The organism is Paludibacter sp. 221 (assembly GCF_010501035.1).
Taxonomy (GTDB): domain Bacteria; phylum Bacteroidota; class Bacteroidia; order Bacteroidales; family Paludibacteraceae; genus QVMH01.
On record NZ_QVMH01000032.1, the window covers coordinates 1 to 14,085 of the forward strand.

General features: G+C 41.1%; 11 protein-coding genes. 1 reads left to right on the forward strand and 10 read right to left on the reverse strand.

Translation table 11 applies throughout. The features are described 5' to 3' along the window. Positions 1-134 precede the first annotated feature (134 nt). From D0T49_RS07810 to era, 6 genes are all read right to left on the reverse strand, one after another. The gene (locus D0T49_RS07810; RefSeq protein ID WP_163630080.1) at positions 135-776 is read right to left on the reverse strand and encodes a rhomboid family intramembrane serine protease; all 642 of its coding nucleotides are present in this window, start codon (positions 774-776) and stop codon (positions 135-137) included. A 12-nt stretch (positions 777-788) separates the two neighbouring features. Beyond that, positions 789-2,381, reverse strand: a complete 1,593-nt coding sequence (locus tag D0T49_RS07815; RefSeq protein ID WP_163630082.1) for a SusD/RagB family nutrient-binding outer membrane lipoprotein — start codon at positions 2,379-2,381, stop codon at positions 789-791. A 15-nt stretch (positions 2,382-2,396) separates the two neighbouring features. Continuing rightward, positions 2,397-5,522 carry a SusC/RagA family TonB-linked outer membrane protein gene (locus D0T49_RS07820; protein ID WP_239057038.1) on the reverse strand — a complete coding sequence of 1,042 codons (3,126 nt, stop codon included), beginning with the start codon at positions 5,520-5,522 and terminating at the stop codon, positions 2,397-2,399. Between the two features lie 261 nt (positions 5,523-5,783). Beyond that, positions 5,784-6,776 (reverse strand): FecR family protein, encoded by a 993-nt coding sequence (locus D0T49_RS07825; RefSeq protein ID WP_163630086.1) that lies wholly within the window; start codon positions 6,774-6,776, stop codon positions 5,784-5,786. Positions 6,777-6,844: 68 nt separating this feature from the next. After that, positions 6,845-7,438, reverse strand: coding sequence for an RNA polymerase sigma factor (locus D0T49_RS07830; RefSeq protein WP_163630088.1), 594 nt, complete (start codon positions 7,436-7,438; stop codon positions 6,845-6,847). 142 nt (positions 7,439-7,580) lie between these two features. Continuing rightward, the gene (gene era, locus D0T49_RS07835) at positions 7,581-8,462 is read right to left on the reverse strand and encodes a GTPase Era (RefSeq protein WP_163630090.1); all 882 of its coding nucleotides are present in this window, start codon (positions 8,460-8,462) and stop codon (positions 7,581-7,583) included. A gap of 447 nt (positions 8,463-8,909) precedes the next feature. Between era and D0T49_RS07840 the strand changes: the two genes are divergently transcribed. Beyond that, positions 8,910-9,329 carry a dCMP deaminase family protein gene (locus D0T49_RS07840; RefSeq protein ID WP_163630092.1) on the forward strand — a complete coding sequence of 140 codons (420 nt, stop codon included), beginning with the start codon at positions 8,910-8,912 and terminating at the stop codon, positions 9,327-9,329. Between the two features lie 9 nt (positions 9,330-9,338). Here D0T49_RS07840 and serB read toward each other — a convergent pair whose 3' ends face one another. The 4 genes from serB to D0T49_RS07860 form a co-directional block, all read right to left on the reverse strand. Continuing rightward, positions 9,339-10,556, reverse strand: coding sequence for a phosphoserine phosphatase SerB (serB, locus tag D0T49_RS07845; RefSeq protein WP_163630094.1), 1,218 nt, complete (start codon positions 10,554-10,556; stop codon positions 9,339-9,341). A 291-nt stretch (positions 10,557-10,847) separates the two neighbouring features. Next, positions 10,848-12,242 carry a transglycosylase SLT domain-containing protein gene (locus D0T49_RS07850; RefSeq protein WP_163630096.1) on the reverse strand — a complete coding sequence of 465 codons (1,395 nt, stop codon included), beginning with the start codon at positions 12,240-12,242 and terminating at the stop codon, positions 10,848-10,850. Between the two features lie 38 nt (positions 12,243-12,280). After that, positions 12,281-13,018, reverse strand: coding sequence for a 3'-5' exonuclease (locus D0T49_RS07855; protein WP_163630099.1), 738 nt, complete (start codon positions 13,016-13,018; stop codon positions 12,281-12,283). A 126-nt stretch (positions 13,019-13,144) separates the two neighbouring features. Continuing rightward, positions 13,145-13,819, reverse strand: a complete 675-nt coding sequence (locus D0T49_RS07860) for a superoxide dismutase (protein ID WP_163630101.1) — start codon at positions 13,817-13,819, stop codon at positions 13,145-13,147. Positions 13,820-14,085: the final 266 nt, after the last annotated feature.

Sequence of the window (14,085 nt, forward strand, 5' to 3'; positions counted from 1 at the left end):
GACAAGACTTATAGCTTGTAGCTGATAACTTGTAGCTAACTAAATCATTCTTCACTTTTATCCGAAGAATATGGATGCAAATGTAAAGGCTTTGATTTTTAAGCGCAAATATTTAACGAGTTTTAAACGCACAGCTACCGCTCCTTATACACCACAAAGCCTAAGAATATCAGAGGGATAGTTACCAATATAATTACAAGTGTGTTGTAAACCAACGTTTCGGGAAAAAATATAATGGCCAATACAAACCCTACCAACGCACCACCCAAATGCGCCGCATGCCCTATGTTACCCAATGCTTTTTTCATGCCGTATATGGAATATATCAAATACAGGATAGCAAATATCCAACCGGGAATAGGTATGGGGATAAACATAAACATGATACCGATATGAGGGTCGAGGGCAATAGCGGCAAACAACACCCCACACACCCCGCCCGAAGCACCAATAGCCGTATAAGTCATATCGCGGCGATAGACGAAGAGCGATAGCAAGTTGCCACCCAGAATAGAAGCAATATAGATAATCATTAGCCGGAATACACCCAAATAGGCAATGATAGAGGGTGCAAAAAAATAAAAAGTAAGCATATTGAAAATCAGGTGCATCCAGTCGGCATGTAAAAACGCCGATGCAATAAGCCGGTCCCATTGCCTCTTTTCAATAATGGCATAAGTGCTGAATTTATAACGGTCGAAAAACTGAGCGTTATTAAATCCTATAAGACTTATTACTACTGTTACCCCAATTATCAACAACATTGAAATATCCATATCATTTTTCCCTTAAAAGTTAGGAGCTCCGGTATCCCACCATACCCGTGTACCACCCGTATCGGGGCCATTCAGTTCCTTACACAATGCCTCGTATTGCGACGAATTTAAAGTTTTAATGCTCACCGGAAAATTAAGTCGCCGAATCATCACCTCCGTATCAATAACACCATTACTCATATTATGCTTTACCGGAAACAAACGCGGGTAGCCCGTGCGCCGTTGTTCAGCCCATGCTTCGCACCCCTCAGGGTAGCAGGCAATCCATTTCTGAGTAATAATTTTTTCCAGTTTCGTTTCGTTATCTGCCCCATCATCCCATCGCGGAGATACCCGGCAACGCGCTTCAATGCTATTTTCAGGGTAAAAGTCATCCACATAATCGGCAGCTATATTGTCGCTTTTCAAGTACTCATCTACACCATCCGAACGCCAACGGGCAAACGACACTTTCACTCCCTGCTCGTAACAATACTTTGTACTCTCGTCCGACCAGCCTCTTAACGCTGCTTCGGCACGCAAAAACCACACTTCGGCCGAAGTCATCAGCAGTGCATTAAACGACTGTGGTATAGAACTTTGAGAATAATTTTCGGATTCCGAATAATTGGATGACGTACCCTGCCGTATGCCTCTGAAAATCCCCTTATGCGTCTCACTTGCCACAGGCTCGAAAAAGCGGGATATACGAGGGTCTTCGTAACCTGTCAGAATCGACTCCATATTGGCATTCATATACACTTCGCCCCACACTTTATTTATTTCTCCAAGCGGGTTGGTATAGCCGGTATTGACTGTGTTAACTGCAACCACATCATCAATTCCCTCCAAAAGCCCGAACGGCGAATTTAAAGCCTTTACGGTTTCTGTCCGGGCTTTTTCCGGATCAACTTTCGATATACGCATGGCAAGGCGGAGACGCAGCGAGTTGGCAAATTTCATCCACTGCTTATTATTCTTTTTTCCGTCGGGCATCAAAATATCAAACCGGGCTAATTTACCTGTGTTGTTATCGCTGTCGCTCAATATCTCGATAGCCTGATCCAAATCGTCGAAAAAAGCATAATAAGTATCCCGCTGCGAATCGGGTACACCATCTATCTTGGAGTGGCCAAATTCTTTGTAAATCACAGGGCCATACACATCCGAAATTCTATGCAGCAACAATACTTTGATAATCTTTATCACCCCATAAAACTCAGGCATATCCGTTTGGCAACGGTCTTCTGCTTTTTTGCCTTCGGGTATAGCATACCAATAAGTGTATTCCCACATTTTGGCATTCCACGTATCGTTCAGGTCGTACATGGTGTTAGTGGCATCATCGTTAAACTTGTTGTTGTGAAAGTAGCCTGCAAACAAATCAATGTTCAGGTTCTGCATTATCTGGAAAGTCCAGTTTTTTCCTTCGCCCCAGTCATAGTTGAAATAAATACCATGCTGCACATTCACCAGAGGCATACCGTACCAGTAATTATCTATCTTTTGCTGCTCTTCGGTATAGCTGGTTTCGTCCGAATTGTATTTCTCAAACATACCTGTACACGCCGTAACCGCAACTGCTAAAACAACAAATAATAGTATTTTAAAGATGTAATTTCTCATACGCTCACTCCCCTGTTAAAAAACAAACCTCATACTGAAACTCATTGTACGGCACATAGGCATCCCAAAAACATCGACACCCTGATTATCGTTGAATGAAGAAAGCACTGCATCCGGGTCGAAAGGTGCCTTGCGGTACAAAAAGAATAAGTTGCGTGCCGATAAAGTAAACTTAATACCCGAAAGATACTTCGTTTTTTCGAATAGCTTATCCGAAAGGCTATAACCTAACGAGATTTCCCGCAAACGGATGTTCGTCGCATCATACATATAGTATTCGGTTATCCCGTTTCGCCCCCCCACTCTCTCATAAAACCTTTCCACATCGTATATTTTCGTTCCCTCAAGCTCTACATAGCCACGGTTGCGGGCATCGCCAGTAGCCTTGCTCACTCCCCTCAAATCAAGCTCGGCCTGCGTTTGCGACAATACTTTGCCTCCGAAATAACCATCCAGCAAGAAATAAAGCGACAAATTCCGGTACGTAAAAGTATTGCCCCACCCTATTATGAAATCAGGATTGCAGTTGCCCACTTTATTATCATTAGTACTTCCCTTAGTTATAGGCAAGCCGTCAGCATCATATATTATCTCCCCATTTTCGTCGCGGCTAAATGCCCTGCCATATATATCGCCAAAAGAATCGCCTTTACGCAGCAGCATGGAGTAGCTCGTAGTAAGCCCATCAGTACCGTATGTAAACTCGGTCAACTCGTCGTGCAGCTCTAATACTACATTTCTATTAGCCGAATAATTCATTACCGTCTCCCATTTGAAATCATGGTTAAGCACGGGCGTTCCTCCCAAAGTCAATTCAATCCCCTTGTTTTGCACATTGCCCGAATTTACATTATAATCTTTATAAATAGAGCCTCCCGGTGTGGTGGACAACCTGAATAGTTGATTCCGGGTATTTGTTTTATACAATGTAAGGTCAGCATACAACCGATGGTTGAAAAAACGCCAGTCGCCCCCCACTTCAATAGAAGTACTCATTTCGGGCTTTAAATCTTCGTACGAGCTGGCATGGGCTTCCAACGAAACCCCACCCGCCATTACCTTGCTCTGGGGATTACTTATCGTGGGAGTCAGGGCATTGCCCACCTTACTCCACGATGCCCTGAGCTTTCCGAAAGACACAAAAGGAGCCATGTCGAACGTATTACTTGCAACCCAGCTCACCCCTACCGAGGGGAAGAAAAAACCTTTGTTCTTACTTTTGGTATAAGCAAGCGTCGACGACCATCCGTTGCGGGCAGTAGCATCAATGTAGAACATATCTCTGTATCCTGCCTGAAATGAAGCAAAGACCGACTGGTCTTGCTCCCTGTAAATTTCCTCGTCAATATAAGCATTGGAAGTCATGCGGATATTGGCTATCGAAAAAACATTGGGATAATAAAGTGAAGCCGTTTTCGAATCGTAGCGCAAACGGTCGGTATTTATATGGCGTATAGACGCTCCGATGTCGCCCTGAATGTAAAAATTATCATACTTGCGCTCAAACTCGAGCATAACATCGCCATAGGCAAGCATCTGCGAAAAAGAATAATCAATATAACGCCCGTTGTCGCCCGCCAGACTTACCGACGTAGAAGCATAAATTTTCTGCCTGAATTTATCAAAAATATAATCGGCGCTTCCACGTGCCTGAATTTTCAGCCAATCGGTAATTTTCAGATTTGCCAGAAGCAAAACAATAGCTCTGGAACGCTTGTCCGAACTTTGCACCCTGTTTGTCAGCCAATACGGGTTCTGCTCAAATCCGTTGCTCACCAATGCTTGGTTATACCAGTTTTGAACACCCATATTCCTGTTTTCGTCGCGAATTTCAAAATTGTCTTTATACTCCTTTATATCCATTCCACGCGGAAAAGTGTACAATCCTACCAACGGATTCATATAATATCCTCCCGAAACGGGCTTATTCTTTATATCCTGCAAAATGAAGTCGATGTTCGCATCAATAGTCAGGCGGTTATCAAAGAAACCAACTGCTTCCCTAAAATTAAGGTTATGCTTATTTAGTTTGCTATGTTCCACAATGCCGTCGGTACGGGTGTTGGCATACGAAAAATAAGTTTGGCTCTTTTCCGTTCCGGTGGTAAATACCAGCGAGTTCACGTTGGTAACACCAAGGTTAAAAAATTCATTTACATTATCATATACAGGCAAGGACGATTTGTCGCCCCAACTATCAAAAGCACTCTCGCGGTACGAATAGGAGTTCTGAAATTCGGGCAATACTACAGGCTGGTCTACTATAAGTTCCGACGAAAAGCTCACACGGCGCACGCCTTTCACTCCCTTTTTCGAGGTAATAAGTATCACGCCGTTGGCTGCAAAAGAACCATACAAGGCCGAAGCCGAAGCCCCTTTCAGTATTGTGATGCTCTCAATATCTTCCGGATTCAGATTGGAAATACCGTCGCCACCATCGCGGTTGCCCGCATTAGCCGTACCTCCGATGATTGTATGCGCCTGTTCGCTCGATGTGTTCAAGATAGGAACACCGTCAAGCACATATAAGGGCTGGTTGTTTTTAGAAGTAGAGCGGTTGCCCCTGATAATGACCCGCGAAGAAGCACCCAGTCCGGATGAGTTGCGGTTTATCTGCACATTAGAGACTTTGCCCGACAAATTATTAATCAGGTTGCCGCCTTTCACAGTAGCAAAGCTCAGCCCATCCAGTTTTTGCACCGCATAAGTCAGCGATTCTTCTCTCTTTTTTATACCTAATGCCGTAACAACTACTTCGTTCAGCAACTGCAAGTCTTCTTTCAGCTTAATGTTCAGGTTCAGTTGCCCCCTCACAGGCACCTCTTGTGTAATATGACCTATATACGATACCACAAGCACAGCATCCGCCGCAACCTCGATATCATATTCGCCACTCCAGTCGGTAGCAACCCCGTTTATTGTTCCTTTTTCGAGGATATTGCCCCCTACAATACCGTTTCCAAGCTCATCCATGATATAGCCCGAAACCCTAATTTTTTCTTTTGGAGCCGGTTGTTTATCTTCTTTCTGAGGTATTTTCTCGAAAAGGTATATTTTATCATCCCCTATCTCAAAGTCGATGCCCGTATCTTCAAAAAGATAGTGAAGCACCAAGCTCAGGTCGGCATTGTCTACAGCCATGGTTATACCCTTGCTTAAATCTAAAATAGAGGGGCTATACGCAAATGTGAGATTTGTTTGGCGGGTTATCGAAGAAAATACTTTCTTCAGTTTCGCATCACGAAAGTTTAAAGTAACTTGCTGGGCATTCAGTACTACACATACGAAGCAAGTAAAAACGAATAAGAGGATATTCCTTTTACACCACACAATACTACGCGTTTAACAGTTTTTAAAAAACAGAATGGTGCAAAGGTATAAAAATAATGAAATAATAACGATTTATTTCATCCTAATTTTAACCGTATCTTGTTCTTGTACAAATTTTACGGGAGCAATTTTCTCAAAGTCCGAAAGCAGTTTCTTCTGAGGTATCTTCTTTGTAGTAATTGTATATGAGTAGTTCAAGGCCTCTTTGTCTTCCACTTTAAATTCCACATCATACCAGCGGTTCAATACTTTTATTACCTCCTCCAATGGGGTATCATCAAAGGTAATGATATTATCGCGCCACGCTGAAGCCAGCATTGTATCCGTATTTTTGGTAATGAATGTTTGTTTTTCTTCTTTTTTATAAACCAAGGTTTCCTGCGGAAGCAGCTCGTGCTTATTGTTATCCGACGATGTCAGGCGCACTTTCCCATTATCCAACGCTACACTTATCTTATCGTCCTCTGGATATGCCTGTACGTTGAAGGCTGTACCTAAAACTTCGATGAACGCTCCACCGTTCAACTCGATGATAAACGGGCGTTCTTTATCTTTCGCCACATCAAAATACGCTTCCCCGTTCAGTATTACTTTTCTCGACGAATCGTCAAACGTTTCGGGATAGCTCAATGTAGAACCGGCATTAAGATAAACGTTTGTTCCATCGGCCAGTTTTATCCCCGAACGCTCTCCTTTAGGCACACTTACATCAAGATAATTGGCCATAGCAGGTGCATCTGTTTTTTGAAACATGAAGAATGCGGCTATAAAAAGAAAAGGAACAAGCACCGCAGCAACCCGAAGCGCTATACTGCGCACACTATGCTTTGAACGGAGTGTTGTTCTTTTCTCTATTTTATCCCATATTTTTTCCGAAGGGATGGTATGAGGCACATATACATCCTCGTGTCCCTCTTTTATATTACCAAAATACTCGTCCAGATGGTTTGAAAGATAGCTTTGCCCCTCGTCGGTCGAAAACCACTGAAGCACAATTGCAACATCCTCTTCTGTAGCAAGGCCATTCAATACATCATCTATTATTTTATCAGAAGGTTTTTTCATCTTGATTTATCTGTTTTTCTCCACACAGATATTAAATATTTCTTGTATATTAGTAAGACACATAAAAACTAAGAAAGGATGAGAAGAAAAATGAAAATTAACATTTTTTCGATATGAACCCTCAGCATTTTTATCGACTGGGCATAGTGTGTTTTTACCGTATTCACAGAAATATCCATTTTATCGGCTATTTCCTGATTCGACAGTTTATCTTCCATCTTGTGCAAACAAACTTGCCGTTTTTGCTCGGGCAGGCTATTCACCGCTTTGGTAAAGATAACCATCAGCTCTTTTTTCTCAATCAACTCCACCAAGCTATCGTCACATTCATCGTTTTCCTGAACTATCAAATAATTTTTTTCAAGCGCGCTGGTTTCGTTCCTTATCTGATTAAGAATATTATTCTTAGTCATTGTATAAAGATAGTTTCTTAGGTTGACGGAGACTTCGAGCCCCGAATGGAACTCCCATAATTTTGTGAAGGAATTTTGAACGGCATCTTCCGCTTTGTCCGTATCTTTCAGATAACGGAAAGCTAACACATAAAGCATTTTATGATATTTTTCATAAACGACCGTAAATGCATCTTTATTCCCTTTCCGAATCAGATGGAATAAGTCATTCTCGTCAGTTTCTCTATCTAAAGTCAAATGCCTTGGCATTATTTTATATTGATGTTTGTTTCAGAATCAGGTTGAATAGAACAAAAATAAAAAAGTATTCCGATAACAGCAAAAAAAATAACATTATATCTTTTTTATCCTCAATCATCAAAACATGGAATTAGCAATTACATTAGAGTAATTAGCTTAAGTTATATCCGAAATTGCGCAGTTTATTATCTTTATTCCGCCAGTCTTTTTCTACTTTCACATACAGTTCTAAAAAGACTTTCTTGTCAAAAAACGCCTCTATATCCTTTCGGGCCTGCGTACCGACATTTTTCAACGACTTGCCGCCGTGTCCTATTATGATACCTTTCTGCGAATCTCTTTCTACATAAATAACAGCATTAATGCGGATTAAGTTATCTTCCTCCAAAAATTGTTCCACCTCTACCTCTACCGAATAGGGTATCTCTTTCTCGTAATTCAACAATACTTTTTCGCGTATTATCTCGGTAACGAAAAAACGTGCGGGTTTATCCGTAAGCTGATCTTTGTCGAAAAACGGAGGCGATTCGGGCAGCAGTTCCTTAATGCGCTTAAACACATGCTCTACATTGAACTTATTAACCGCCGATATGGGAATTATTTCAGCGCGGGGCATCACCTCTTTCCATTTATCCACCATATCAATTAGGCGTGCTTCATCAATCAGGTCAATCTTATTGATGATAAGCAAAAGAGGAGCCCCGTTTTTATTTACCTGTTCTACAAAGTCTTTATTCTTTTCGTAAGTATCAAACACATCGGTCACATACAACAATACATCGGCATCGGTCAAGGCTGATGTCGAAAACTTCAGCATTGACTCCTGCAACCTGTAATTAGGTTTCAGCACTCCCGGAGTATCAGAATAAACAATCTGAAAGTCGTCTCCGTTTACAATACCCAAAATACGGTGGCGGGTAGTTTGCGCTTTCGAGGTGATAATGGAAATACGCTCACCAACCAATGCATTCATAAGTGTGGACTTTCCTACATTAGGATTTCCTACTATATTGACAAAACCGGATTTATGCATAAAATATTATTTATTTTTGTAAGCAAATATAGTGAAAGCCAAATGCAAAGTCAAACTTGTTTGAAACTTTGCTGAGGCGCATCCTATATTATGCAAATATACAATTTTTTTCAGGAGACAGCGGCATTAAACAGTATCTTAATGAAATGTCCGGATTTTGGAGGTGTTTTAAAAAGTATGCTCCTGCCTTTCAGGCATGAAAAAAATGGGGCTATCCAAAAGCCCCGGTTTAATAAAAACACCCTCGCTACAATATTGATGTAACGAGGGTGTTTTGTCGTTTTTATGTTTTTAGACAGTCCCTTTTGAGAGCGAGAAACAAAAGAGCAATTTTGCATATTTTGATGCGGTTGCCCTTAAGTAAAAGCCAAAGCCAACAACAGATTAAAAAGAATTATTGTACTTTTGTATTCTTGTATTAACAAAACAGTAAAACGACATAGAGGAATGAATAAGCAAACTTTATTGGACGAAAGATATATGCGTATGGCACGGATATGGGCAGAGAACTCATATTGCGAGAGAAGAAAAGTAGGTGCGCTTATAGTGAAAGACAAAATGATTATTTCGGATGGGTACAACGGTACTCCATCGGGGTTCGAAAATAAATGTGAAGATGCTGACAATGTATCGAAACCCTACGTTCTGCATGCCGAAGCAAACGCTATTACCAAAGTTGCCCGCTCGAACAATAGTAGCGACGGGGCAACCCTGTATGTAACTGCTTCGCCCTGCATCGAGTGTGCCAAACTCATTATCCAAGCAGGCATTAAACGGATAGTTTACGGCGAAAAATACCGTATAATGGATGGAGTGGAGCTACTCCAAAGAGCCGGAATCGAAGTTGTATTCCTCGAAGCCAAGTAATTCACCCCCTTACATATCAATGTGAATATCGCGAAACCCAAGAAAATATAAAATACCATCAAGCCCAATAGTGGAAATAGACTGTTGGGCGTTGGCTTTTACCTTTGGTTTAGCATGAAAAGCAATTCCCAAACCAGCCAGATTCAGCATGGGTAAATCATTTGCTCCATCGCCTACCGCAATCACCTGTTCCAGGTCAATTTTTTCCACCTGAGCTATAAGGCGCAACAGTTCTGCTTTGCGTTTTCCATCCACCACATCGCCAACATAGTTTCCTGTTAACTTCCCGTTCTCTATCTCAAGCTCATTGGCATATACATAATCAATATCAAATTTCTTCTTCAGATAATTGCCAAAATAAGTGAAACCTCCCGAAAGAATCGCTATTTTCATTCCTGTCTTTTTCAATATACTCATCAGGCGCTCGGCACCATCCATAATAGGAAGGTTTTCGGCCACATCACGCATCACACACTCATCCAACCCTTTCAGCAAAGCCACACGTTTCTTAAAACTTTCGGTAAAGTCTATTTCCCCCCGCATAGCCGACTCTGTTATCGCCCTTACCTCTGCTCCTACTCCCGCACGGTCGGCCAGTTCGTCAATCACTTCTGTCTTTATCAGGGTAGAATCCATATCGAAACAGATAAGGCGGCGGTTTCTACGGAATATATCATCTTTCTGAAACGAGATATCAATACCAAGCTGCGCCGAGTATTCAAGAAAACGTGCCGACAATTCTTTCTTGTTTTTCAGCTCGCCCCGTAGCGACAGTTCCACGCAAAAACGGCTTGTTTCATCATCCAACTCTAAAGCTGGCCGTCCTGTAAGGCGTTTAATCGAATCTATATTTAAATTTTGTCCGGCAACCGAATGTGTAATCAGCGATAATTGCTCGGCTGTGATAACTTTCCCCAACAAAGTGACAATATAACGGCTTTTGCCCTGACGTGCTACCCAGTTATTATACCTCTCGACCGAAACCGGAGTAAAACGCGAAGTGAGATTCAATTCGGAACATTTAAAAAGAACTTCTTTCAGTATATTGCCCGAATCGGACTGGCTTACTGTGCGAAAAAGAATACCCAGCGAAAGCGTATGATGAATGTCGGCCTGCCCAATGTCCAGAATAGTAGCATTGTATTTACCAAGAATACCTGTAATAGCGGCTGTAACACCCGGCTTATCGTCGCCCGATATGCTTATAAGAATAATCTCACTATCCATTTGATTTTATTATATTTAACATGAAAAATATTTCTAAACCACAATAGACACAATAGCTTTCTCTTTTTATTATATGTAAACAAGAATAACACCAGCAGGTGTTATTAAAGAACACAATAGGCGTATATAGAGAATCGGCTATGTGCGCTTAAAATCTATTATGTCTATTGTGGTTTAGTTTTTTTATCATGCATTAATTTCGATACATATTAAATTTTAAACATCCAAGATTTAAAAACGGGGACAAAATTACCTAAATCTTCTTGTTTTATAAAACCGAAATGCCTGTATTTACGATTCTTCTAAATATTTGTCATATGTACTTAAGGTATTCTCCACATAGCGCACTGTTTCCCTTGCATTGAAAGATCCATGTTTCACAACTGAATCTTTATAAAATTCGGGGACTCTTTTTTTATCCAGAAAATACTCTACATTATCGTACCATACATATGGGTTACGCCCATATTTTTGAGCCAGTGCCATAGCGTCTTTTACATGATAAGGGCCTCCGTTGTAGGCAGCAAGTATGAATTTTATGCGTTCGTCCTTATTCTTCACCTGACGAAACATCTTATTTAAATCGGCCATATACCCTACCGATGCCCGGATATTCTCTTCGGGGTTAAATATAGCATCACCTTCTACACTGTATGTTTTTGCCGTACGCGGCATAAGCTGCATAAGCCCCGATGCACCGGCGCGCGAAACCCTTGCCGAATCGAAGGTTGACTCATGAAAAGCAACCGATGCCAGCAGCCTCCAGTCCCAGCCTATCTGAGGTGCATATTTTTTAAACAAGTCGTCGTAAGGCGAGATGGAGCCTTCCGGTATATTCAATTTACGACCTGCCAGATAAGGATTTTTAGTTTTGTATTTACTTTCGAGGCGTTGTTGCAGGCGTTGTGTAGCGGGAGACGATGCCCACGTTTCATATTCCGATTGTAAATCGGGGGTATCCCTACGCATAAGCCATCCGCTATGCTGTGCAAAGCCTACGGGAACATGATAATCTAACTGCCGCTGATAAATACGGTGTATCGAGGCATTGTCGTAATATGCCGTAGTGTATTGAATTTTGTTTTCAAGCACCATTTCTATCAAATCATCATTTGTGAGCGAATCATTTGCGAGAATAATGTTAATTGCACCGCCTATTTCCTCATTGAAATCGACTAAGCGCGAATGTAACGTAGTATTAGCTTTTACATGTACATCTTTTCCGGCAAGGTCAACGGCATCCAATAATGAATTTCGTCCTAAACGCTGCACCAACACCTGATGCGATTCGGCATGAGGATAAACGAAATGGAAATTTTCTTTCAACTCCCTTGTTTCATACATAACATAAGCTACAATATCCACCTTGCCTTCCGATAGCAAATCAACCAATTCAGTCTCTGTGTCTACCACTTCAATATGCAAACGGAGCTTAAGATGTTTCGCAAAGCCGCTTATCAGCTCGTAATTATAACCCAGCGTTTCTTTCCTGAATTTGAAATAAGAAACAGCACCGGGCATAATACCGACCCTTAAAGTATCGGAATCAATAATATCCCGTAAATCATAGGAACGGACTGCCTCAACAACATCAGGAATGAAAGGCAGTTCCTTGTCTTTCTGAGCGCAGAAAACAAAAGAAAAAAGAATCGAGAATAATAAAACGTGTCGTATCGGTTTAACCATAAAGACAGGTTAAAAATGGCGTTATATTGAGATATTGATTATAAATGTTCGATATTACTATCCATCAGGAGTTCAAGCTGGTTTAACCGCAAAAACACCTGTGCCGTAGCCAGCACATCTTTTTGGCAATACGTAGCAATCCTGTCGATATTCCGCTCCCGGTAATAAACTTCGGCCACTTGACTGCCGTCAATATCGTCCTTAGGCGTTGGGATACCCAGTACGCAAGTGAGCAGTTTTAACGAAGTATAGCTTTTTTTGTCGCCAAACTTCCACAATTCAAGCGTATCAAGAAAAGCCACTTCCCACGGTTTTTTACCCGCTACATCCAGTATAGGGGGTATAACAACACGGTTGATAATCATGCGACGACAGATATAGGGAATATCAAATTCTTTGACATTGTGCCCGCAAAACCGATGTTCATTCGTATTCCAACTGTCGGTAATCAGTTTGGCAAAATCAGTAAGAATCTTAGTTTCATCATCGCCTGCAAACGATTTTGTACGAAAGCACATCTCATTGTTCTTGTAATAGATGAATCCAACTGAGATACACACTATCTTTCCAAACTCCGAATAAATTCCGGCACTTGTACAGAAAGCCTCGGCTGCCGTGCAATTATCATCGTATTTCTCAGGCAGATACTTTTTCAACGAAACAAACTTTTCTTCCCACAGGTATGCAAGTTCGTCCGGCAACTCGTCGAAAGCAGATTTTTGAGGAACAGTCTCGATATCGAGAAACATTATTTTGGTCAAATCATAATTCTGCATATACCCTCATTTTTTAATTAAGTGTACTAAAATACATCAAATATTACAAAAGGTATACATGTTTTTTCAACAAAAACACACAATATGCTGACAATCAGACATATAGCTAAATAATATTTTATCCTGTCATTTCTCAAACAATTTTTCTACCTCGTTCCAATTCACCACTTCCCAAAAAGCCTTGATATAATCAGCCCTTTTCGACTGATATTTAAGGTAATAGGCATGCTCCCACACATCAAGCCCTAAAATAGGACTGCCTTTCACGTCGGCTACAGACATAAGCGGGTTATCCTGATTGGCTGTCGAGGTAATGTATAATTTGCCATTACCGTCTTTTACCAACCATGCCCAACCCGACCCAAAGCGGCCTGTTGCTGCCTTTTCAAACTCGCTTTTAAATGCAGCCACACTACCAAAGTCTTTTTCAATAGCCTTTTTCAGTTTGTTCGACATCTTAGTTGTTCCGGCAGGAGCTAAAACCGACCAGAATAATGTATGATTGTAATGCCCTCCCCCGTTGTTGCGTATTGCGGTTTGAATATCGCGCGGCAAGCCGTTTATATCTTTAATTAAATCTTCCACGCTCTTTTGCTGTAAAGCCGGATAACTCTCCAATGCCTTATTCAGATTGTTCACATACGTAGCATGGTGGTGGTTGTAATGAATGTACATCGTTTCGCTATCAATATAAGGCTCAAGAGCATCATAGGCATACGGAAGTTTCGGTAAGCTGAATTGTGCAAGCGCACTTAACGAAAATACAAACACAGGTATCAATAATAAAATAGTTCTCTTCATAGTTACATCTTTTTAGTGGTTATACTAATGCAAACAGACTTAAGCTAAGTTTTGTTCATCTTTACTTTAAGAGGTTGGGGGGATAAAGTTTTTGAATTAACAAATTGCCAGCTCCTTACTCCCTAAATAATATTAAAAAGCGAACTACTGCCAAACAACCTGCTCGCCCCGGTGTTAATAACATTGAATTTATACTCAGTACATGAAAAAAAATGTCGAATGTATCTTCAATCTGTTATAGGTACTCTTTTGACCTTGTCCGGTGA

What these genes read in the sequence shown, in the direction of transcription:
- D0T49_RS07810 (WP_163630080.1), bottom strand. Translation starts at nt 776, where the DNA reads ATGGATATTTCAATGTTGTTGATAATTGGGGTAACAGTAGTAATAAGT.
- D0T49_RS07815 (WP_163630082.1), bottom strand. Translation starts at nt 2,381, where the DNA reads ATGAGAAATTACATCTTTAAAATACTATTATTTGTTGTTTTAGCAGTT.
- D0T49_RS07820 (WP_239057038.1), bottom strand. Translation starts at nt 5,522, where the DNA reads ATGGCTGTAGACAATGCCGACCTGAGCTTGGTGCTTCACTATCTTTTT.
- D0T49_RS07825 (WP_163630086.1), bottom strand. Translation starts at nt 6,776, where the DNA reads ATGAAAAAACCTTCTGATAAAATAATAGATGATGTATTGAATGGCCTT.
- D0T49_RS07830 (WP_163630088.1), bottom strand. Translation starts at nt 7,438, where the DNA reads ATGCCAAGGCATTTGACTTTAGATAGAGAAACTGACGAGAATGACTTA.
- era (WP_163630090.1), bottom strand. Translation starts at nt 8,462, where the DNA reads ATGCATAAATCCGGTTTTGTCAATATAGTAGGAAATCCTAATGTAGGA.
- D0T49_RS07840 (WP_163630092.1), top strand. Translation starts at nt 8,910, where the DNA reads ATGAATAAGCAAACTTTATTGGACGAAAGATATATGCGTATGGCACGG.
- serB (WP_163630094.1), bottom strand. Translation starts at nt 10,556, where the DNA reads ATGGATAGTGAGATTATTCTTATAAGCATATCGGGCGACGATAAGCCG.
- D0T49_RS07850 (WP_163630096.1), bottom strand. Translation starts at nt 12,242, where the DNA reads ATGGTTAAACCGATACGACACGTTTTATTATTCTCGATTCTTTTTTCT.
- D0T49_RS07855 (WP_163630099.1), bottom strand. Translation starts at nt 13,018, where the DNA reads ATGCAGAATTATGATTTGACCAAAATAATGTTTCTCGATATCGAGACT.
- D0T49_RS07860 (WP_163630101.1), bottom strand. Translation starts at nt 13,819, where the DNA reads ATGAAGAGAACTATTTTATTATTGATACCTGTGTTTGTATTTTCGTTA.